Consider the following 22,538-nt stretch of genomic DNA (forward strand, 5'->3'; position numbering starts at 1 on the left):
CAGTGAACGACCACGGCCGCCCGTTCAATCGAGGACGGCCGTGACTTCGATCTCCACCAGCATCCGGGGATCGGCGAGCCGGCTCACGCCCACCGCCGTGGACACCGGGAGCTTGCCCTTCTCGAAGAAGCTCAGCAGCACCGCGTGCCCCTGCTGCAGGTACTTGTCCACGTCCACGGTGAAGATGTTGATCCGGACCACATCCGAGGGCTTGGCCTGTACCGCCGCCAGCGCCTTGACGATGTTCTCCATGGTGACTCGCACCTGGGTCACCACATCTCCCTCACCCACAAGGTTCCACTGGGGATCCACGGCCACCATCCCGGCCAGGAAGACCTGGGTCCTGCCCGTGGTCCGGATGGCCTGCGTGTACATGTCCTGAAACGGCGCGTAGATGTCCTTCGGGTTCACTCGCTCAATGGGCATGAGTCCTCCTTGATGAGGGGCCTGTGGGTGGGCGTTCGTCGCACGGGGCACCCGAACATGGGATTCCTTGCGACATCTTCTATTCTTAAGAGATTGGAACTCTTGGTTGATCTAGGCAGCTTTCGCCATGTATCATTTTTTTTGCGTGCTATCATAGTTTTCCACGGAGCCTCTGGATGCTCGACCCGACCGCAGTTGGGCGTTCCCATGCCACTCCCAGGCCGCGTTCGCGGCGTCCCCAGGCCCCCAGCTCCTCCGCCGACTGGCGCCTGGGGCCCGACGTCGCGCCTCCGACGTATTACCCGGCCCAGCACCACGTCTGGCGCAAGCTGAACCAGATCCAGCGCGAGCTGGCCCCATGTTTCGCGTGCCCTGAGTACCTGCGGGCGCGTGAGCGGTTGGCCGTCGACGAGATGCGGATCCCCGAGCTGCGTGCGCTGGACTGCCGGCTCAAGCAGCTGTGCGGCTGGGGCATCATCAAGGTCTCGGGGTACGTCCCCTCCCAGCCGTTCTTCCGGCTGCTGGAGCAGAAGCTCTTCCCCTGTACGGATCTGCTCCGGCACGCCTCCGAGCTCGCGTACGCTCAAGCGCCAGACATGTGGCACGACGTGATGGGCCACCTGCCCATGCTCGTCGAGCCGGCCTTCGGTGAGTTCAACCACCTCTTCGGCCGTGTCGGCTCACGCATCCGCCACGAGGCCCACCTCAACACGCTCGAGAAGATCTACTGGTTCAGCATGGAGTTCGGGATTGTTCACCCCCCCACACTTCCCGGCGACCCGAGGGACATTTCTCGCGCGCGGCTCTACGGTGCGACCCTTGTCTCCAGCGCCCATGAGATGACTACCTGCCTCACTGACGCGGTCGAGCGGCGCCCCTTCTCCATAGAGGCGGTGTCGCAGATGAAGACAGATGTTTCACGTGTCAACACGGTGCTCTTCGAGATCCCCAGCTTTGATGCGTTGCTCCAACAGCTCATTGACTGGGCGACAGACGAGCACCTGCTCTGAGTCTGGACGCCCCCACCTGGAGAGGCTTGCTTCCCATGACTGGATTGAAGACACACGGCCGGCGATTCGATTCAGTTCAGTATGATCCCCTCGCCCAGCACGAAGAGGATCTGCAGATCTGCGCGCTCGATCCGCTGAAGGCGGATGCCGTCCTGCGCCAGCTGCCCAAGCTCAACCTGGAGCGGGACGTCCCTGGGATCATCGCGCTGTTGCGCACGGTGATCCCGGACATGGAGACGGCGCGCACCTTCTCCCGGCTCGAGGCCACCGCCGCGCTGCGGGATCTCGGGATGTTCCTGGGCTCCTTGAAGAAGCACGGCGTGGAGCCGGTGGAGGTGCTGCCGCAGCTCGAGCCCGTCCTGCTCCACTTCGGGCACGAGAGTGACCTGCCCCCTCGGGACACCGTCATCCACTACGGCGTGTGGAACCCGGATGGTGAGCGGCAGCGGCTGTACACCGTCCACGAGGAGGAGGCGCGGCTGGTCGACGCCACCAAGATCGGCGCGATCCATGTGCACAACGCCATCGAGCATCTCGTCGCGCTCTACGAGATCCCGCTGGTCTCCGAAGACTTCGTCCCCGCGTCCGAGCGGGTGATTCGGGAGGTAGCGGGGCTGGTGGACGCGATCCTCTATGTGGCCAAGCACGTGCCCCGGAAGCTCTTCGCGGAGGAGATCCGTTTCTACTTCGATCCCATCCGGATCGCCGGGAAGGACTACCTGGGGCCCGGCTCCGTCGAGACCCCCACCTACGTCATCGACCACATCCTCTGGAGCGGCCAGTCCACCGATCCCGAGTACGTCCAGTTCAAGCGCGGCTACATCCCCTACGCCAAGCCGTGGGTGCGCGAGCTCTTCTTCCGCTTCGACGGACAGCCGCCGCTGCTCAGGCTGGTGGCCGAGGCGCTCTCCATCACGAGCTCGCACCCGTACCTGCTGGCCTCTGCGTCCGCGACGCTGAAGCTCATCGACGCGATGCTGAAGTTCCGGATGCCGCACAAGAAGCTGGCGGACGAAGCGTACACCCACTCCGCCACCCTCAACCCGGGACGGACGCAGGGCAGCGGAGGCTACGAGCCCTCCATCCTGGATCACATCAAGGATCTGACGCTCCAGGCGCGCAACGAGCTCAAGGAGCACATCCAGGCGTATGTCCAGAGGACGGGCGCAAGCGCGGACACCAGCGCTCTTGCAGCCCGTCAGCTGGCCTCGAACAGCTGACGCGCCCCCCCAGCCCATAAAAAGAAGCCTGGCACCCTCACAGGGATGCCAGGCTTCAGTGACGCTCGATTGAGCCGAGCGAAGGGGCTACTTCTTGGGGCCGCCCGGAGGAGTCGCCGCGCCGCCCGGAGGGCCACCCGCGCCGCCCGGAGGGCCACCCGCGCCACCGGCGGGCGGCGTGGGCTCGGGGACCTTGTTCTTCAGGGGTGGAATCGCCTTCAGGTACGCGAAGACCGCCTTGATGTCCTCGTCCGTCATCGCACGAAGGTTCTGCCACGGCATCGGCGGGAGGATGGGCCGGCCCTGGCCCATGTGCTTGCCCGTCCTCATCGTCTGGATGAACTGCTGCTCCGTCCAGTTGGCGAGCACCCCCGTCTCCTTGTCCGGAGTCAGGTTCGCCGCATAGCTCACGCCCCACGGCCCCGCCATGGCCGTGTTCGTGCCCGCAAACGCCACGATCCAGGGACCTGCGGGCGGAGGAGCGGCCGGCATCTTCAGGGACTCGGGATGGCCGGAGAGCATCTTCGTCATGTCTGGAGCGGGGCCCTCGGGGCCCATCGCAAACGGCGTGTGACAATCGTTACAGCCAGAGATGGTGACCAGATACTCACCGCGCTGGACCTGCTTGCTGGCCTTGGTCGCAGGCGCCTTCGGCTTGCCCTGAGCCGCGACAACAACAGGGACCCCTACGGCAACCGCTGCCACCAGTAACACGACACGGCTCTTCATCGCCCCTCCTCAGTGTGTGTTGGAAGAATTGCCAGAGACCCCGAGCCCCGTGGTGGGGGAAGGAGTCTCAGCGATCCAGCGGGATAACAGAGCAACCGCCTCATCGTCCACAACGACAGTGCCCAGCGGCGGCATCTGCAGCGCCGCGTAGCGAGAGCTCATCCGCTGCAGCACCACGCTGCGCTCCGGGTGTCCGGGCTCGATGCGCAGGATCGCGTCCTGCGCCTGCCCTGGCGCCCGCGCCTTGATGCGCCGCCCCACCGACGTGGCCTCCGCGCGCTCGAGCGCCGTGGGGGCATCCCCCAGCGCGTGCCGCAGCGCGAGCTCGAGGTTCCTCAGCGAGCCGTCATCGTTGTGGCAGTGGCCGCAGTTGCCGTGCAGATAGCCCAGCGCCGCGCGCTCGGTGGGAGTGGCCGCGGTGATGCGGGGGGGCGTGTCCAGCAGCGCCTTCGGGAAGCGCTTGAGCAGCTTGTTCTTCACCAGGTAGTTCAGATCCACCCCGGGTGCGGGCACAGGCTCCGCGTGCACGGCGCTCGGGTCCCGGTCCGGCGACAGCTGGAGCGCGCTGAAGCCCAGCACCTGCGTGGGCTGCCCCTGGTGGCACGCCTTGCAGTCGTTGACGCTGGGGATGCGATGCCAGCCTCCGGCCACCTCGCACGCACCCGGCTTGCCCCGGTCCGGGACGAGCACCGCGTCGCTCTCGTCCTCGTTCCACGCGTACGCGGCGTACAGCCAGCTGCCGTCCGCCTGCCGCTCCAGGTAGCGCGTCTCGATGCGCCGGCCGCCGAAGGCGAACTCCTTCCAGAACTTCGTGCCCACCGGGAAGACCCAGGCGTCCGGCTTGGAGCCGTCGATGGCCGTGCCCGGCCGCAGCGAGAACCAGCGCCGCTTGGCCGCCCCGTCCGTCCAGAGCGGGTACTGCGGCGAGTATTCGAGGTTGGCCGAGGCGACCACACGCTGGCGGAAGTCGGAGTACAGCCCGGTGTCGCGCAGGTGCTGAGGCGGAGCGCGCGTGCGGCCCACCTTGCGCGCGGCGGCCGCGCCTCCCCAGAGCGCTACGGCCACTCCCACCAGGCAGGCGAGCCACTTCAAGTGCCAGCCGCCGCGTGCAGGGTGCGCCGGGGACTGCGGGGAGACGGCTGAGTCACTCACGGGCTGTTGGACCTCCCTCTCAGGAAATCAGGACGCAGGCGGGGCGAGCATAATCACGCCCAGGCGCTCCTCAGCAATGTACCCCGAAACTCCTGAAGTCCTGGCTTCTGGAACCTCCTGGCGAGCGCGACCGCTGGGGGGAGCTGGATTCCTCCGTGGGGAATGTCGTAGCGTGCACACCCTAAACGATCCCCGAGGCCTCTCTCATCCTCGGGGAGTCGTTTTGCCCCCCACATCCGTGCATGGTATGTCTGACAGAGAACCTTCCTCCGCCCTTACGGACACCTCTGGTGCAGTGCGAATGACCCGATCTCCTCTTCTGACCGGCGCACTCTGTGCGCTCCTGTTACCGAGCCTGGCCTGTAACCTCGTCGATGTGTCCGACACGGAGAACACAAGGGGTCGTGGCGCCACCGTCTTCGACCCGTACCAGTCGGCGGCCTCCGGCTCCATCCGCCTGTCGCTGCAGTGGTACAACGGCTGCGCGATGCTGCCGAACGCCCAGGCAGTGCCCAAGAATTCCACGCCCATCCCCTACCCCGACACGTGCCCGAGCTCCGCGCACGTCGATGGCTTCCCGGACTATGTCCCCCCAGGGGAGCTCCGGCTGGTGGCCAACACCAACTACTTCTTCAACCAGTTCACGGTGACTGACACCGTCGTCAATCTCCACACGAACCCCGCGGACATGAGGGAGCCGCTGAACTGGCTCACGAAGCAGTCGCGCTTCAAGAGCCTGGACTGGAACAACGTCGCCATTCAGTCGGAGGACTGGATCTTCGGCGCCGAAGTGCCCGGAGCGCTCCAGGACCGGTGGACCCGCCAGGTCCTCTTCGACAACGCCAACTGGCGAAACGTCAAGGGCGACACCTTCACGATCGAGATCCTGGACGCAGAGGGCACGGTGCGTGGCACGCCCATCGAGTACGACCGCTCGGAGTTCCTCGTGGAGACGGCGCAGTCGGGGCACTCGCAGTTCAGCTGGCGCATGGAGAATGTCCTCCCGCCGCGCTTCCCAGGTGACATCGGGGTCAACCGCCAGCCGGAGATCCCAGGCTGGCCGCCGCAGGGGCCCGTCTTCCGCACCACGGCGCGCATGGACCTCTTGGGGAGCACCAACCCCTTCAAGACCTTCCGCATCCCGGACCTCCGCGGCGAGGGCGCCCTGCGCGTCGTCTGGAGCCAGATGCCCAACGAGCCGTTCTACTTCCCGGTGACGTTCGTGTCCCAGCAGGATCTGCCGCCCACCTGTACGGACGCGGCGGGCAACCCCACTCCGTGCGGCTTCGGTATCGATCCCAACCTCCAGATCGTCGCGCCGGCCAATGGCGAGTTCTTCACGGGGGGCGAGACCATGAACATGTTCATCGACCTGCGTGACGGGGAGGGCAACCGGCTGCACTCGCCGGACACGCTGCCGAGCGCGCAGGAGATGGTGTCCAACCAGAGCAACGGCCTGCTCTACATGATCCTGCCCTACCTGGATAACACGCTGGAGCTGGACATGATCCCCATCGTCAACGTGGCGGGTCCGCTCCACAAGCTCGTCACCCGCAGCAACCCGAAGGAGCCGGCGTCCTACTTCGCGCGAACCTTCAACTACTCGGCCATCCTCGAGACGGCGGCCACGCCGCTGGAGACCGCCGCGTTCCCGGTGAAGTGGTCCACGCGCTTCGGGCTCCAGCTGCCCGGCCAGCTCGACTCCGGCACCTACGTGGCCCTCATCAAGTGGAGCCGCTACTTCGCCGGCGAGCGCACCACCAAGCTCAAGCCCTACTTCATCCAGGTGGGCTCCAATGAGAAGACCACGTACCCGGGGCGGGTCGGCAACTGCCAGATCTGCCACCGCGGCGTGCTCTCGCTGGACAACCTGCGCCACGGCCTGTCGGTGGATCACATCGAGACCTGCAAGGCGTGCCACCAGTACGAGACGTTCCAGGGCAACACCTTCATGGAGAACCTCCACAAGCTGCACATGCGGTCGCCCAAGTACCCGCTGCCCAAGAACGACTGCACCGCCTGCCACCTCGTCAAGGACAGCGCCACGCGCCCCAGCCTCTATGCGTGCGGCACGTGCCACCTGACGTCTCACGGAGAAGAGTTCTTCGCGGCCAAGTTCGTTACCCGGGCGGAGCCGAGCCGCTATGGCAACTGCGCGCAGCAGTGCCATGGGGACAACACGCCTCAGCTCCACATCCTCCCTGAGAACTAGAAGGAAGCCTCTCGCCATGAATGGTCATCTCCGAAGCACCCTCATCCTTGGCTCCCTTCTGCTGGCAGCGGGTTGCGAGCAGTCAACCCCGCCAGAGGATTCCAAGTTCATCCCCACCGCGAGCTTCGTCAGCGCCAGCAGCGTCAAGCTGGAGACGCGCATCTCCGGCGTGGCCTGGGATCCTGAAGCGTTCTTCATGAGCCTGGCCTTCTGCGGCCAGGGCTGCCCCATGCCGCCGTTCCTCAACGAGGGCATCCCCCTGTACCTGCGCTCGTCGGTGCGCAACGCCACCATCAGCGCCTTTGATCCGGTCGCCGGAGCGCCCGTCGGTTCGGTGACTTCGGATCCGCGGGGGATCTGGGAGCTGCCCGGTGTCCCCAGCCGCAGCACCGTGCCCTACTTCATCCTCGCGACGGGCTCGGGCGAGCTGCCCACGGAGCAGATCGGTCCACCGCTTCCGCCCACTCCGCCGACGCAGTACCTGCCCACCCTGACGCTGCGCCCCATCATGACCACGGACGGCACCTGCATCTCCCAGGAGGCCGTCCACATCGGCAGGCACGGCATCTTGGAGGCCGTCGCCAAGCACCTGACGGTCGTCCAGAGCCGCCCCACGGTGGTGACGGATCTGATCGATCCCGCCCAGTACCACTCCGTTGCTGTCCTCGGCCTCTTCCACGCTGGCAACTCCTCGTTGAGGGCGCCGGCGGACAGCATTGGTGTCGAGGTGGAGGGTGGGGGCCAAGTGTATTACATCGACTGGGCTCCTCCGGGTATCCCTCCGCCCGAGCTGCGCTCCACCCGCGGCTTCATCGTCACGGACACGCCGTCGCCCGTGGGCTTCGCGGTGGTGCTGGTGCCCAATACGGGGCCGCGTCCCCTTCAGCTCACCTACAAGGTGGCGGACCCGAAGACGGACGCCGTGTCGCGCCGGCCGTGGAACTTCCCGCCCGTCACCGCGCCGCCAGCGCCCGGGATCGTCACCTTCATTGGCATGCCGATGCGTTACGCGCTTCCTGCGATTCCGCTCTACACGTTCCCGCCGCCCCCCTCGTTCTGCGTCCCGCAGTAACAGGGTGAGTTGGACGGGCGTCCCTGAGGGCGCCCGTCCTCCCAGCCCTCCCTCTCCCCGCCGCCAGGCGATCACCTCCAGCAGAGCCTTCAGCTCGCGCCGGTGATCCCCCCGCTCGTCGGCACTGGGAGACCCTGAAGAGCGTATTGGGTGCAGCGGCGCGTGCCGCCCTCGAGTGCCCCTGTCCGGCCTTGCGCGCCCCGCTCTCCCAGAGTCCCTCCGATCCTTGGGCGTGGCCGTGGCGCAACACCGTCCGGTGGCTGCCGCGAGGACGAGCACCCGCTACGGGTGGGTATGACTCGTCGTGTTGTGTGCGCTCACAATCTGTCCTTTTTCCAGCATTGTGACATTCTTTCACTCACATTATGCGCATCGCGATCATTGCCACGTTCACTCACCCCACTCGGAAGCGCGTCAAGGAGTACTCCATCATGCAGTCCTCGGTGCCGGAGCTCATCGCCGGGCTCTGTCCGCCGCATGTGGAGGTGGAGATCTTCAATGAGAAGGAGGTGGAGATCCCGCTGGATCGGCATTGGGACCTCGTCTTCTTCTCCTACCTGCACTCGTACTACGAGCACACGAAGGTGCTCTCCACGCTGTTCCGCCAGCGCGGGATGGTGACGGTGGCGGGGGGGCGGCACGCGGGCCACTTCGCCGATGATGTGGCGCAGTACTTCGACGCCGTGGTCCTGGGAGAGCCCGAGGCCAACGTCCCCTCGGTCATCCAGGACTTCGAGAAGGGCCAGCTCCAGAAGCGCTACAGCCTGCCCTCGCTCGGCCCGGCCGCCATCAAGCCGCAGCGGTACGATCTGCTCGACTTCAAGATGAGCCCGATGCGGATGTCGAGCATCGAGGCGTCGCGGGGCTGCCCCTTCACCTGCAACTTCTGCGTGCTCACGGGCCACGAGAAGTACCGCTACCGCCCCGTCGCGGACGTCATCGACGAGATCAAGACGAAGATGGCCTTCAACAAGAACTTCTTCGGGCTGATCGACGACTTCTTCGGGTTCGTGGACAACAACCTGGGCGGCTCGCCCAAGTACCTGCGCGAGCTGTGCGAGGCGCTCATCCCCCTGAAGAAGAACTGGGGCTGCGCCCTGACCTTCAACATCCTCAAGGACGAGTCCCTGGTGAGGCTGATGGCGCAGGCCGGGTGCCGCTACATCTACACCGGCCTGGAGTCCCTCAACCCGGACTCCCTCAAGGCCATGAACAAGGGCCAGAACAAGCTGTCCGAGATCGACGCCGTCATCCGCCGCGCCTTCTCGAACGGCATCGTCCTCTCGTTCGGCCTGATCGTCGGCTCGGACGGCGACACCAACGAGTACCTGGCGAAAGTGCCGGAGTACCTGTCGGACCTGCGCTACTTCTCCATCACGTTCCTGGGCATCGTCTCCCCGTACCCGGAGACGCCCTTCTACCGCCAGCTCCAGGCGGAGGGGCGGCTGCTGCCCGGCACCATCAGCAGGGACTATGACGGGTACACGCTGTGCCACCGCCCGAAGAACCTGCACCCCTCAGAGGTGGCGGAGCACTTCACCCGCCTGTGCACTGAGCTGGGCTCCCTGCCCAACCTGGTGCGGCACTACTGGTCCAAGCTGATGATGAGCAACATGCCGCGCTACAAGAGCAGCGTGCTCTTCTCCGGGCCGGAGATCCTCAGCATCCGCAACCCCGTGAAGAACAAGGCCCGCCGCTACATCGCCGGCCTGGATCCGATCGAGGACTGGGACGCCGAGCAGATGGCGAAGCTGGGGCTACAGCCGCAGCGGCTCAGTTGAGGCAGGCGCAGTCGAGGAGGGCAGCGCCGCGGGCTGCTTGAGCATGGGCGCGCCCTCCACCTCCATCCGCTGCACACGCCGTAGCTCGGCCAGGGCGCCAACGGAGGTGAACACCTCCCGCGCCCGCGCCAGCAGCTGCGTGCGGCGGTGCGGCAGGGCCACGGCCGCGTCGAAGCAGGCCACGCCCAGCTCCCAGCGGTTGGGCCCCTTCTCGAGCAGCTCGATGGCCTGGAGGAACACGGGCTCAGCGGCAGCGCTGCCCTTGCGCAGCCGCAGGAAGCGGGCCGTCACCCGGAGCGCCGGGCCCTTCATGTACGGGTAGATGCGGGACAGGGCGCGCGCCTTGAAGCTGCCCAGGCGGACGATCCGCAGCAGCTTCGAGCGAGGCACCGAGGTGGCCCCCTCCTCCAGCGCGAAGAGCGCCGCCTCCGCCGAGTCCACCAGTCCGATCTGCAGGAACGGCACCAGCACCTGGTACTTCCACACGGTGTCGAAGGCCTGCACGGCCACTCGCGCCGCCTCCTCCGCCCGGTGCTCTCGCACGGCGACATTGGCCAGGTGGTTGAGCGCGGCGCACTGGTTGGCCAGATCATCCACCTCGATGCTGATGCGCAGCCCCTTCTCCAGATCCGCGCACTGCTGCGCCACCTCGCCCTCGCCCCGCAGGTAGCGGCACATGGGCAGCCAGGCGTGCGCCCACCCCTGATGCATGAGCGCGTTCAGCTCCACGCCCAGCTCGCCCATCTCCCGGAAGTACCGCTCGGCCGTCTCGAAGCGCGAGGCGAGGAAGTGGCTGGTGGCCACGACCATCATCGCGGTCTGCACCTCCCACCGCTCGCCCACCTGGCGGAGCATCTCGATCGCCTCCACCCCCAGCTTGCCGGCACGATCCTGCTCATTGGCGAAGATGGCGCTGAAGCCCAGGCGGCCCAGCGCGATCCCCTCCGCCACCGCGTCCTGCGAGCGCCGGCCGAACTCCAGCGCCCGCTCGAGGTAGCGCGTCGAGCGCTTGAGCAGCCCCGCGCCAAAGAGCACGGTGCCGTAGTACGAGCCGGCCTGGCTCAGCCCCCAGTCCGTGCGGACCCGCTCCGCCATGTTGATGGACACCAGCGTGGCCCAGATGAGCTTGGAGAGATCCACGAAGTAGTAGATCCGGCCCAGCGAGTAGAGCGTGCCGAGCTGCTTGATGAAGATCGCCCGCTTGTGTGCCGGCACGGGCCGGAGGATCCACGGGAAGGCCAGGCTCAGCAGGTGGAGGCCGAAGCTGACCGCCGTGCGCAGCACCAGCCCCACCTTGGTGCGAGGCGGGGTGTGCCCCATCAGCTTCAGCGCGTGCTCCAGCTCCTGAATGGCCCGGCCGGACTCGCCCTTCTCCTGGAAGGCGCGGCCCAGTCCCACGTGGATCTCCGCGCGCACATCATCCGCGTCCTCATCGGCCAGGCGCTGCTCGAACATCTGGATGGCGGCGGCGTAGTTGCCGGACTGGAGCAGCGTCTGCGCCAGCTCCAGCATGACCTGGCGCGTGTCCTCGAGCACGACGATGCGATCCAGCGTCTCCGCGGTGGAGAGCACCTCCAGGGCCTTGTTGTAGTGGTGGATGGCTTCATCGTTCGCGTACTGGCGCTTGGCGGCGCGCGCGGCCATGAGCGTGTACTCCAGCCCCTTGGCCTCGTCGTTCCCCGTCAGGTAGTGGTACGCGAGGATGCCCGCCGGCTTCACGGCGTTGTCCTCGGCCTTCGCCTCCAGGAAGCGCGCCAGGCGCCGGTGCAGGTCCTCGCGCCCCGACACCAGCAGCGTGTTGTACGCCACGTCACGGATGACGATGTGCTTGAAGAGGCAGGTGTACGGCTCCTCCATCTCCAGCAGGACGAGCCCCAGGCTGGTGAGCTGCGCCATGGCCCGCTTCGCCTCGTCCAGCTCGATGCCCTCGGGCAGGAGCGCGTGGACGGCGTCCAGCGAGAAGATGCGCCCGATGACGGAGGCCACCTTGACGATGAGCTTCTCCATCTCCGGCAGCAGGTCAATGCGGTTGAGCACCACGTCCTGGATGGAGTCCGGGATCCGCAGGCTCTGGAGGCTGCGCCGCAGCACCCGCCCGCCCCCCGTCATCTCCTCCAGGTGCCCCTCCTCCACCAACCCCTCCACCAAGGACTCGATGAAGAACGGGTTGCCCTGAACCTTCGCCATCATCAGGTTCTCGAGGGCGGGGTTCGGCGGGGAGAGCTTCAGGTGCAGCCGCAGCAGCTCGCGCGTGTCCTCCTCGTCCAGCTGGGTCAGGTCCACCCGGCGGACGACGCCCGGCGCCCGCAGATCGCTCAGCGCGTTGCCCGGCCGCATCGTCACCAGCAGGGTGAGCCGCAGCGAGTGGATCCGCGCGGCCATGTACTCGATGAGATCCAGCGAGATCTGGTCCGCCCAGTGCAGATCCTCGAAGAAGAGGAGCACGGGCATGGACTCGTTGAGCTTCACCAGCAGCTTGTAGATGATCTGGAAGACCTGCTGGTTCTTCTGGCGCGCATCCAGGGCCGCCGTCCGCTCGTCCTCCACCACCGGCAGGCCCATGATGCCGGCCAGTACCGGCACCCACTCCGGCCCTACGTCCTCCAGTCCCTCGAAGATGCGGTGGATGCGCTCCAGCCGATCCTGGGGCCCGTCCCCCTCACGGAGCTGGAAGAGCTGCACGAGCACTTCCTTCCAAGGGAAGAAGGGCGTGAACGTCTCGTACGAGTAGCAGATGCCGTAGAGCGTCAGCGCGCCCTGCGTCTCGGCCTCCTCCACCAGCCGGCTGGACAGACGGGACTTGCCGATGCCCGCCTCGCCGGAGATGACACACATGCGGCCGTTTCCGGCGATGGCCTCATCCACCGCCTCGCGCAGCACCTCCAGCTCCTTGCGGCGCCCGACGATCTCGCCCTGCCCCTTGACGAGCAGGCTGCGCACCTGCCGCGACTGGACGCGGTAGATGGGGACCACGCGGGAGATGCCCTTGAGCTTCGCATCCTCCACGTGCGCCAGGGCGAACTCGTGGAGCGTCTTCCGCTGTGTGTTCGCGTCGATCTGGATGCCGGGCTCGCGCGCGTGGGCCATCAGCCGCGCCGCGATGTTCACCACCTCGCCCAGCGCCCAGGAGCCCTTGCGCGACTGCGCGCCCATCTCCCCCCAGTACGCCGGGCCAGTGGCGATGCCGATCCGCAGCTCCTCAATGGCGGGGAAGCCCGCCTGCCCCTGCAGGAGCTTGGAGGCGAAGTGGCAGGCCAGCGATTCCTTGTTCTGTTGGGCCGTGGGCGCGCCGAAGACGAAGTAGAGGACGTTCCCCTTGTCCGTGAAGTCCGGCATCAGCAGCACGCCGCGGTGGGCGTTGCTCTCGCGCTGGGCAAACGTGAAGAACCCGTTGAACTCCCGCACGAAGGCCTCGGCCTCGGCGTGCGGCCGGCTGGAGCCCACCTTCACGAAGACGCACGTAATATCGCGGAAGTCTCCGGTGAACCCCTGGTGCGAGGTCATCACCTTGCGCAACAGCTCCGGGTGGAGCAGCAGCGAGCACTGCCCCAGCGCCCGCGCGCCGCCCACATGCAGCGCGCGCTGGGGCGGGGGGATGTGGTTCGCTGGCGGCGCGAACCGGAAGAAGCCCTCACGCGGCTCGCCCGCCGTGTTGGGGGGAAGCAGCGCGGAGGCCTCACGGCTCAGGATCACCTCTCCGCCGGAGGACTTCTTCTCCGCATGCACCGCCTGCTCCAGCGGCTGGCCGATGAGCCCCGGCTGCAGCCACTGCTCCGGCTCTCCGAGGACGATCCGGTGGCACTCGCCGAAGCCCACGCCGACGCGTGAGGACACGGTGAAGCGCTGCCCCAGCAGCTCCACGCTGCTGAAGCGGGCCAGCTTCTTCTGGACGTGTGTCCCGCAGATCGCCGCGCGCCGCACCACGTCCGCGTCCGTCTCTCCCCGATCCGGCTCGAAGAGGGCCAGCACCGAGTCTCCGGCGAACTGGTAGATGTCCCCACCGTAGTCGCGGATGCCCTCGATGATCTCCGTGAAGAGGCTGGAGAGCAGGCGCTGGAGCGCGTCGATGCCCCGAGGCCCGGCACCGCTCAGCGAGACGACGATCGGCGTGAAGCCGGCGATGTCCAGCAGCAGGCTGGCTCCGCGTGTGGGCTCCACCGGCGGCAGGGGCGCCTCCCCCAGCTGGGCCAGCTTGCGCACGATGGCCGTCGGGACGTACGGCGCCAGCGCCGCCAGCGTCATCCGCTCGTTCAAGACCCGGTCCTCTCGAGCTGCACTGCGTCCAGGAGCATGGCTCAGGCCAGCACCGAGAAGCGGATCCAGACAGCGAACACGAACGCCACCCCCCACACGGCGATCTCCACGGTCTCGGAGAGCGGCTGCGTCTTGCGGATGGCCCCCCACACGTGGATGAGGATCATCAACCCCGAGGCCATGGCCACCAGATCGAAGAGCAGGTGGTGGCTCTTCGGATTCGGGATGCCGTGCGCCACCGCGATGATGATGGACAGCGCCGCCGCGCCGAGGCACCGCCCCAAGTAGACTGTCAGGTCCGTGTTGCCCTCCGGGATCTTCCACCCGAACCACCGCGCCCACGTCAGCGGCACGAACAACAGCGGCAGGGCGATGACCACCACGAAGAACAGCGTGGAGATCACGAGGTACCAACTGGCCAACGGATAGTCGGGGTTGATCATGGCGGAGACAGCACCCTGAACGACGCAAGACAGAGACGAGGCGTCGGGTGGCACGACTGTTCGCCACTGACCATACCAGAGTCAGCGCGCGGAAGACCTGTCAGGTTCGCTGGGAGCGCCTACCGGACCGTCGCCAGCAGCCACTCGCAGATCCGCTCCAGTGAGTCTGTTCGCTCGAGCGCGGCCGGGAACCTCCGGAACTCCCGTTCAGGTCCGAAGAGGATGGCGGCCTTGCGGTATTGGAGGGTCAGCTCCGCCTCCGACAGCGTGCCCGGCCCACCCGGCAGGAAGACGAGCGCGTGAGCGGTGAGGACGTTCACGTGGTTGCGGCTCATGGGCTCCCGGCCTCGCGCCCCGCGCAGCGGCAGGTGGGTGAGCACCGGCAGCTCCACGTTCGGGTTGGGGTAGCCCGGCGAGGGCTTGTACACCCCGTCCACCACCTCGCCGGGGATGATGCCCACGGAGAGCCCACGACGCCCTGGCACGGCGACGAACGCCTCCGCTGCCACCCGCATGACCCCCTCTCCCGCCCCTGTGAGCAGATCGTAGCCGTGCTCGGCCAGCCACCGCGCCAACGGCACCACCCACTCGCGGTACTCCTCCCGTCCGGAGCCCATCACGCCGATGATCTTTCTGAGCTGCAACATGACCCTTCCCATGTAGGGAGGCAGAGCCTCGGATTCCAGAACTTCAATGCAATCTCGGTGCTGAGGCATTCCCCCCGCTGCCAGGACTTCGAACGGCGGCGCGGCTTCACTCGCCAGACACTGAACCTTCTACGTCACCCCGCCCTGGGACATGCCCAGGATCCCACAAGTTCCCGAGTCCCTGGGCCTGCCAGTCCGTGAGGTGGCACCCTACCCGCGCACCGCGTCAACCCACCTCCATGTCGGACCATCCCCCTACCTTTTGCGAGGAAGCCGGGAGGATCAGTCATGTTCGATGTGTGCGCGGGGTGTGAACGGCGCGGCAAGGCCTATGAAATCTTTGACTGGTGCGCCCACTGCGAGCGCTCCCTCTGCCCCGGCTGCATGGAGGAGGGGTGCTGCGAGAGGCTCCCCGCACGCTCCGGCCAGCTGTCCTTCAAGCAGCTCCGAGGGCGGCTGAGCTCTCGCGCCCAGTGGCTCAGCGCCCTGCCCTCACCGGATGAGACGCCCCCCACGCTCGAGGAGCACTTCGGCGGGCGCTGCTGCGCCAGGGCCCGGGCCATGCCGTGCTCCTGCGCGTTCCACTGGGTCTGCCCCAGCCACGGAGACCAGCACGTCGGCTCGCACGACTGAAGCGCGGCCGCGCGCGGGAGCTGGAGGAGCTGAACGCCGCTCCTCCTCCCGCACCCGGCTCATTTCTTCGGACGGGGATCGATCTCGACTTCCTGGCCAGGCACGGCCATCACCGACACGGAGACATCGCCTGACGGGCAGGTGACGATGACCGGCAGCTCCTTGCCCGCCTCGATGGGAGTCTTGAGCGTGTTCTCCGGGAGCACCTCGTTGCCCACCTTGATGCGACACCCCTTGGGGTTGCCCACGAGGATCAGCATCCCCGTGCTGCCCGGCTGCGGCAGCGCCTCGGGGATGGTGCGCACATCGATGCGGTCCCGGCGCTCCGTCCTGCCGAAGCGTCGCAGCCGGCCATCCACGGCGGTGGAGACGAGCAACGCGCCGGGCTTCTCGATGCGCGGAGGGCCATCCACCCGGAGCCCACCGATGTAGAGCCTCTCGCCGGGCGAGAGGTTGTCCACCCTGATGCCGTCGCCTCCGCCCATGAGGCGCATGGCGATGAAGATCAGGATGCCCAGGGCGACGACACCCCCGGCCATCCAGATCCACTTGCGAGACGAGGGGGGCTCGGCCAGCTCGAACGGGTCCGCCGCAGGCGTGTGCTGAGCGGGAACGGGCGAGGGCGAGACGGCGGGCAAGGCGGTGCGTGACGGCGCCTGGGCAGGGGCGGGCACGGCGGGGCGGGGCATCGGCGCCGGGCTGGTGATCTGGGAGTTGGGGCGAGGTGCGGGCGCCGTGGCGACGGCGACGGCCGGGGTGCCCACTGAGGAGGGACGCTGAGCCGGCTGCTGGGCTACGGCCATGGGCGCGCCGCCAGCCTGCGCCACGGCCTGAGCGGGCGAGGACTGGGCTCCGGACATCGGACGGAGCGCCTGGCGCGAGGCGCTGCCCGCGGGAGCCTGCGCCGACGGGAGCGCGGGGCGTGAGCCCGTACCAGGGCTTCGCGCCTGCTGGCCCGCGGCCTGCTTCATCTTCGCCTGCTCGGCAGCCTCCGCCGCCGCGGCATTGGCAGCCTCCACGGCCCCCGGAGGCGCGGAGGCCGCTGGGATCGGGCGGGGGCCGCTCCCGGACTTGGCGGGGGCAACGGGACGAGGACCGGAGCCCGTGCCTGAGCGGGAGGCCGTCAGGTTGGGACGAGAGCCCGAGCCTGTCCCGGAGTTGCTGGCAGAGCCCGCCAGCCGCGCCGAGGAGCGCGTGTTGGACGGAGACTCCAGGTCACCCGTGCCGCTGGTGGCCACCTTCGGGTGCGAGCCAGAGCCGGGCGAGGCGGCGCCCGCGGGCGCGTACTCCTGCAGCCTGTCGCCCAGTGTGTCCTTGAAGAACTGGGCCACCGCGGCCGGCGAGGAGTTGAGCCGGTGGTGCGCCATCACCGCTTCGATCTCCTCGCGTACCGCCGCCGACGAGGGCGTGCGCCGCGCCGGATCCTTCACCAGCGCGCGCAGGATCAGATCTGACACATCCTGCGGAATGCTCGGCTTGAGCTGCGAGGGGACGGGCGCCGGCTCGCGGACGATGGCGTTGAGCGTGGCCGCGTCGTGATCGCGGCGGAACGGCAGCTGCCCGGTGAGCAGCTCGAAGAGCACCACGCCCAGCGCGAACACGTCGTTGCGCGCATCCAGCGGACGGCCCGCGGCGGCCTCCGGGGAGATGTACGAGATCTTCCCCTTGAGCACGCCCGCCTGGGTGTGGTCCTCGCCCTGCACCTTGGCGATGCCGAAGTCGCTCAGCTTCACGGCGCCGTCGAGCGAGATGAGGATGTTGTGCGGGCTGACGTCCCGGTGCACCACCGGGTGCGCGTTGCCCGCCGGATCCACGTAGCTGTGGGCGTAGTGCAGGCCCGCCGCCGTCTCCGCGACGATGCGCAGCGCGTGCTCCATGGGCAGCGCCAGGCCCTTGCGGCGCAGCTCGTTCATCAGCCGCTTGAGATCCGGGCCGCGCACGTACTCCATGAGGATGTACGCGACGCCCTCGGTGACGCCCACGTCGAACGTTTGGACGACGTTGGGGTGCGTGAGCCGCGCGTTCGCCCGGGCCTCGGCGAAGAGCATGTCCACGAACTCGGGATTCTCCGCGAACTGCTGGAGAATCTTCTTCATCACCAGGAACTTCTCGAAGCCCTTCACGCCCACCTGCTTGGCGAGGAAGACTTCGGCCATGCCGCCCTGGCCCAGCCGGCGGATGATCTGCAGCTTGCCGCCGCCGTGAGAGCCGCTGATGTCCGTGTTGCCCGCGTTGGCCACCGGCTCCGCGTTGGCTGAGCCGAAGAGGAACTGGGTGGTGGACTTGGACTCCAGCGCCTCGATGTCCTCCAGGGGCTTGTCCGTCAGCGGCACCCGGGACAGGAACTGCGCCAGGTTGGGAATGGAGGCCAGCCGCGAGGCCCCGCCACACACCGAGCACGGACGCTCCTGCCCCTCGTTCTGCTTGAGCAGCTGCAGGAATGAGGCGGCATGCTGTCGCTGGTGCTGCAGCTGGCCGCAGTTCTGACACTCGTACGGCAGCCACAGCGAGTGGACCTTGGCGGGCAGCGGCTTGCCGGACTTGGCCAGCGGAGACAGCACGGAGGGCGGCACCCGGCAGAGCACCACCTGCCCGGCCTTGGCCGACGTCTCCAGCACCTGCTCCAGCTTCAGCACGCCCTCCAGCTCCACCTTGGCCACGTGCGAGAAGTCGAACGCGACGCGCCCCTCCAGCCCCGAGGCCAGCCGGCGCACGTTGAGATCACCCCGGATGACGCTGGCCAGGGTGATGTAGGTGATGTCGTCCTGCACCACCTTCAGGTGCGAGGGCAGATCCAGCGGCTCCGCTGCCACCATGAGGCGCAGGTAGCGCATCACCACCGGATCCACGGTGCCCAGGTTCTGCCGGCGCATGTAGCCGAAGAACTCGCTCGGCAGATCCGCGAACTCCAGCGGGTTGGAGCAGACAGGGCAGTTGTGCTCGGGGGCGCGGTTCTCCGAGATGATCTGCGCCTCGTCCATCAGGTTGACGGCGCGCAGCCGATCCTCGCTGCACGTCTTGCACGAGTACGGCGCCAGCACCGTGAGCACGCGCGAGATGCCCGCGAAGCCCTCCACCATGTTCAGCTGGTCCACGACCACGGGGGGCGCGAAGACCACGTACATGCTGATGGCGCCAGACGGCAGCCTGGAGACGAACTCGATCCACTTGCGCACGCCGAACGAGCTGATGCGGTCCACGGCGCCGAGATCGACGACGACGATCCCGGTGAGCTCCGTGGTGGCGGGCGAGAGCGGGAACGTCTCGTCAATGACGCCCGAGATCCGCACGTGGGTGATGTTGCCCACACGGGAGCGGCTGATGTTTGCGTTAGAACCCTGGTTCTCCACCGGCCCTACCCTCATTCCGTACAGAACAGCAGCGACTTGGGGAACGCTGCGCGACGGCGCGCCTCCCCGAGATCCACCGCGCAGAGCACGCGCGACTCACGCCCCCGGATGACGCGCACGGCGATGGCATCGCTGTGCTCGATCATCCGCCTCAGTCCCAGCCCCGCCCCGCCGCCTGAAGAATTGACCTGCACACGCCCTCCATAGGAATCCAGCGCTCGGGCGAACGGCCCCGTCGTCAGCCGGCCAAACCTGTCCACCGCCTCCAGGTAGATGCGAGATCCATCCACCGCGAGCCCCAGCTCGCAAGCATCCTCCGGATCCACCTCCTGCACCTCGGTACGCCTGTGGGCATACTTCGGCTCGCCCTGCGCATCCACGGGCGCATCGAGCAGGGCGTTGACTGCCAGCTCGTGCAGCACGTCCGCCACCAGCAGAGCCGCCGTCTTCGAGCCCCCGGCCTCCTGGACGATCAACGCGGCCGCATCCGCCGAGTGCTGCACGTCCCGCATCTGCCGGATCCTCTGCCGGGCCACGGACAGGCCCTCCGGCACCAGCGAGCCCGCTCGCAGGATGGCCCCGATCAGGCGCGCCTCCCACTCCGTGGGCCCGCTCTCCGGCTCGCGCGTGGCCAGCAGCAGCGCGGGCGGGTCGCGGCGCAGCAGCTCCGCGTGCGACGGCTGTAGCCGCCCGTCGAACAGGACGAGCCGGCGCACGGTGGCGCGCGGACCGCCCGGCTCCTCGGTGCCCGAGAACAGGGAGACCCCACCGCGTGCGAGCGTGGGGGCCACCTGCTCGAGCACCGTCGGCGCGAGCGAGGGATCTGCGATCAACAGGAGGCCTTGGTCGGCCTCCAGGTGAGAGGCGGGTCTCAAAGGAGGCTAGTAGCGGATCTTGACTTCACTGAAGACGCCTCGCGGGGGGGCCGGGAAGCCGTGGGACTCCTCGTACTGCGAGTCGAACAGGTTGGTGCCCAGCAGCGACAAGGACACGGTCTCGTTGACGTTCACACCCACACGGGCGGTGGCGGTGACGTAGCTCGGCAGCTTCACACGCTCGGTGACGCCCGTCTCCTCGACGATGAAGCCGGGATCGAAGCGCGGGCCCACGAAGAGGCCATACACCTCCGCGAAGCCCACCTTGCCGATGTTGGTGCGGGCGCGGGCGTAGATGCGGTGGTGCGGGGCGTAGTCCAGCTGCGCGGAGTCGCCGCCGCCATACGGCAGCGACTGCGCATCCAGGAACTGGTAGGCCACGTCGAACGACGAGTTGGCGGAGGGGATCTGCGCCGCCATCTCCAGCTCCGCGCCCACCACGCGCGCATCGCCGATGTTCCGGAACTGCGAGGTGGAGCCGAACATGAGCTGCTGGTTGATGAAGTTCTTGGCGTGGTTGTAGAAGCCCGTGGCCGTCATGCGCACCCGGCGATTGAAGGGCCAGAAGTCCACCGCCACCTCGTAGGTGTCCAGCGTCTCCGCGCGCAGGTCCGAGGCGCCGATCAGCGTGGCCGCGTACATCTGCTGGTTGATGGCCAGCTCTGCCAGCGTGGGCGCGCGGAAGGCGCGGCCGTAGTTGGTGCGCAGCGTCAGGTCGTCCATCGCGTGGAACACGATGGAGGCGCGCGGGGAGATCTGATTCGAGCGCGCGGTCCACACGTTCTCGGGGATCTGGTACCGGTCATAGCGGGCGCCGGCGCTGAGCACCAGCCGGCTCAGGGGCCGATACTCGGCGTCCACGAAGCCGCCGATGATGGTCTGCGTCGTGTCATCCGAGGTCAACCCCTGGAGGACGTTCTGGTTGTTGACCAGGTCGTCCTTCACGTCGCCGCCGAAGGTGACGTTGAACTTGTCCAGGCTGACCAGCGCACGCACCTCACCGCCAAACCGGCGGCGCTTGCCGAGCGTGGGCTGCAGCTCCTCGGTGATCATGTTCTTCAGGTCGATCTTGCGGCGCTTGAAGAGCGCGAAGCCCTGACCGAAGACGCGCACGTTGTCCGTCACCTGGTTGTCGAACTGGACCGAGGCGTTGAGGTTCTCCACGTGCTCGTTGTCATCCGGCGTGTAGTGGCACCGGCCGCAGTTTCCGATGGTGGAGATCTGCTTGCCACCCGGACGGCCGAGGTTCGCATTGGTGTAGTCCGCATCGAGCGAGAAGCTCTTCACCTTGACCTTGCCGCTCACCTGGTGGACCCGCGAGTCCTCGTTGGTGTCCACGCGGCCCGTTCGCACGTCATTGAAGAGCTGCGGACCATCCGAGATGAAGCCGTAGTAGCTGGCCAGCGCCTCTACCGGGCCGGCCCGGCCGGCCGCCGTCGTCTGCACGCGGTAGGTGTTGTCCTGGCCCGCCAGCAGGCGGCCCTCAGCGCCGAAGTCCCGGCCCTCCTGCATCAGGTCCGCCGGCTGACGCTCGATGAGGTTGATCACGCCGCTGAAGGCGTTGGAGCCGTACAGTGAGGAGCCAGGGCCTCGGATCACCTCCACCTGCTTGAGGTTGGTCATCGGCGTCGTCTCATCCGCGTAGAACTGGCCCGTCCACGGATCCGTCAGCGGACGGCCATCCTTGAGCAGCAGCAGCCGATTGGACAGGTAGTTGGAGCCCAGGCCGCGCGCGCTCACCGCCACCTTGCGCATGGCGCCGCGGCGGCACTCCAGGCCGGGGAAGTACTGGATGGCCTCGCAGAGCGTGAAGGCGCCCGTGCCCTCCAGCTCCTCGGCGGGGATCCACGCCACGGTCAGTGGCACGTCCTGCAGGCGCTGGTTACGCTTGCCCGCGGTGGTCACCACGGCCTCGCTCAGCAGCTGGTTCACCGCCGTCTCGATGGAGCTCTGACCCGAGAGCGGATCCTCGAGGCCCACGCCCGCCATGCTGGAGGGCGGCGGCAGCGCCCGGCTGCTCTCGGGGCCGGCAAAGGGGGACGTGTTCGGAAGATTAGAGGACGGCGCCGGCTCTGCGGCCAGGCCTCCGGGCGGAGGCAGCGAGCCCGCCGCGGGCGCAGGAGCAGCCACGGGCGTGGGCATAGGCGCTGCCACAGGAGCAGGCTCCGGCGGTGGCTCGGGCGGCAGAGAGTGGCTCGCGGCCGGAGCGGCGGGCTCCTCTGTCATCGACGGTGTCACCGTCGGATCCTCGGAGGGCATGCTGTCCAGCGGAGAAGGCGCGGGCGTGGGGGTGATGACGGGCGCGGGCGGAGGCGCCGGCGTCTTCCCCTTCTTCACACCCTTGACGCCCTTGCCCTTGACGCCCTTGCCCTTGGTCTGGCCATCCGCCGCGACGTTCTTGGGCTTCGTCTGGGCCTGGGCAGTGCCTGTGGTGAGCCCCACGGCGAAGCAGACGGCCAAACCGGAGAGAACCACGGCCGCGACACGGCGCGGCCAACTCATTGCAGTCGAGTGCATCATTCTCACATCCGCTAAGTGGAGCAGCCTTCTACGTTTCTTGAAGCCCCGAACAACAGGAGGAGCGCAGGAGCCCCCTCCAACCCAGGGTTTGGCTCAGACGCTCGAACTGTCAGATTCAAGTTACCCTACTGCATTCATGTGCGCCAAGTGGAGGGCCAGACCCGCTCGGGAGTCGCTCACCCTACCCCTGGGACCCGCTGACACAGCGTGAGAG

At 67.6% G+C, this 22,538-nt stretch carries 15 protein-coding genes; 6 read left to right on the forward strand and 9 right to left on the reverse strand.

Going from position 1 to position 22,538, the window contains the following annotated elements:
* Positions 1 to 24: 24 nt before the first annotated feature.
* Positions 25 to 426, reverse strand: a complete 402-nt coding sequence (locus VD972_RS03155) for a Rid family hydrolase (RefSeq protein ID WP_324980504.1) — start codon at positions 424 to 426, stop codon at positions 25 to 27.
* Positions 427 to 602: 176 nt separating this feature from the next.
* Here VD972_RS03155 and VD972_RS03160 point away from each other — a divergent pair, with 176 nt between their 5' ends.
* Positions 603 to 1,436: a hypothetical protein gene (locus VD972_RS03160; RefSeq protein WP_324980507.1), complete on the forward strand. Its 834-nt coding sequence runs from the start codon at positions 603 to 605 to the stop codon at positions 1,434 to 1,436.
* Positions 1,437 to 1,471: 35 nt separating this feature from the next.
* Positions 1,472 to 2,656, forward strand: a complete 1,185-nt coding sequence (locus VD972_RS03165) for a monodechloroaminopyrrolnitrin synthase PrnB family protein (protein ID WP_324980510.1) — start codon at positions 1,472 to 1,474, stop codon at positions 2,654 to 2,656.
* Between the two features lie 87 nt (positions 2,657 to 2,743).
* Here VD972_RS03165 and VD972_RS03170 read toward each other — a convergent pair whose 3' ends face one another.
* Positions 2,744 to 3,385, reverse strand: coding sequence for a diheme cytochrome c-553 (locus VD972_RS03170; protein WP_324980513.1), 642 nt, complete (start codon positions 3,383 to 3,385; stop codon positions 2,744 to 2,746).
* A gap of 9 nt (positions 3,386 to 3,394) precedes the next feature.
* Positions 3,395 to 4,537, reverse strand: a complete 1,143-nt coding sequence (locus tag VD972_RS03175; RefSeq protein WP_324980516.1) for a hypothetical protein — start codon at positions 4,535 to 4,537, stop codon at positions 3,395 to 3,397.
* Between the two features lie 301 nt (positions 4,538 to 4,838).
* On the opposite strand from VD972_RS03175, the gene VD972_RS03180 reads away from it, so the two are divergent.
* The 3 genes from VD972_RS03180 (at position 4,839) to VD972_RS03190 (ending at position 9,602) form a co-directional block, all read left to right on the forward strand.
* Positions 4,839 to 6,749, forward strand: coding sequence for a hypothetical protein (locus VD972_RS03180; protein ID WP_324980518.1), 1,911 nt, complete (start codon positions 4,839 to 4,841; stop codon positions 6,747 to 6,749).
* 16 nt (positions 6,750 to 6,765) lie between these two features.
* On the forward strand, positions 6,766 to 7,821 hold the full coding sequence (locus VD972_RS03185) for a hypothetical protein (protein WP_324980521.1): 1,056 nt from the start codon (positions 6,766 to 6,768) through the stop codon (positions 7,819 to 7,821).
* Positions 7,822 to 8,252: 431 nt separating this feature from the next.
* Entirely contained in the window at positions 8,253 to 9,602 is a 1,350-nt protein-coding gene (locus VD972_RS03190) for a radical SAM protein (RefSeq protein WP_324980524.1), read from the forward strand.
* On the opposite strand, the gene VD972_RS03195 is transcribed toward VD972_RS03190, so the two are convergent.
* From VD972_RS03195 to VD972_RS03205, 3 genes are all read right to left on the reverse strand, one after another.
* Positions 9,579 to 13,856, reverse strand: coding sequence for an AAA family ATPase (locus VD972_RS03195; RefSeq protein ID WP_324980526.1), 4,278 nt, complete (start codon positions 13,854 to 13,856; stop codon positions 9,579 to 9,581). The two genes, VD972_RS03190 and VD972_RS03195, sit on opposite strands and share 24 nt — an antisense overlap.
* A 41-nt stretch (positions 13,857 to 13,897) precedes the next feature.
* On the reverse strand, positions 13,898 to 14,299 hold the full coding sequence (locus tag VD972_RS03200) for a hypothetical protein (protein ID WP_324980529.1): 402 nt from the start codon (positions 14,297 to 14,299) through the stop codon (positions 13,898 to 13,900).
* 119 nt (positions 14,300 to 14,418) lie between these two features.
* Positions 14,419 to 14,946, reverse strand: a complete 528-nt coding sequence (locus tag VD972_RS03205; RefSeq protein ID WP_324980533.1) for a molybdenum cofactor carrier protein — start codon at positions 14,944 to 14,946, stop codon at positions 14,419 to 14,421.
* 288 nt (positions 14,947 to 15,234) lie between these two features.
* Here VD972_RS03205 and VD972_RS03210 point away from each other — a divergent pair, with 288 nt between their 5' ends.
* Positions 15,235 to 15,579, forward strand: a complete 345-nt coding sequence (locus VD972_RS03210) for a hypothetical protein (protein WP_324980536.1) — start codon at positions 15,235 to 15,237, stop codon at positions 15,577 to 15,579.
* A gap of 59 nt (positions 15,580 to 15,638) precedes the next feature.
* Here VD972_RS03210 and VD972_RS03215 read toward each other — a convergent pair whose 3' ends face one another.
* Genes VD972_RS03215 through VD972_RS03225 form a run of 3 tightly spaced genes read right to left on the reverse strand, consistent with a single transcriptional unit; the run spans position 15,639 to position 22,306 of the window.
* Entirely contained in the window at positions 15,639 to 18,944 is a 3,306-nt protein-coding gene (locus tag VD972_RS03215; protein ID WP_324980539.1) for a serine/threonine-protein kinase, read from the reverse strand.
* The gene (locus tag VD972_RS03220; RefSeq protein ID WP_324980542.1) at positions 18,941 to 19,762 is read right to left on the reverse strand and encodes a hypothetical protein; all 822 of its coding nucleotides are present in this window, start codon (positions 19,760 to 19,762) and stop codon (positions 18,941 to 18,943) included. The genes VD972_RS03215 and VD972_RS03220 overlap by 4 nt, the downstream gene beginning before the upstream one ends.
* A gap of 48 nt (positions 19,763 to 19,810) precedes the next feature.
* Positions 19,811 to 22,306, reverse strand: a complete 2,496-nt coding sequence (locus VD972_RS03225; RefSeq protein WP_324980545.1) for a TonB-dependent receptor plug domain-containing protein — start codon at positions 22,304 to 22,306, stop codon at positions 19,811 to 19,813.
* Positions 22,307 to 22,538 lie beyond the last annotated feature (232 nt).

The sequence above is a fragment of the Hyalangium sp. genome (assembly GCF_035629615.1).
Lineage (GTDB): Bacteria > Myxococcota > Myxococcia > Myxococcales > Myxococcaceae > Hyalangium.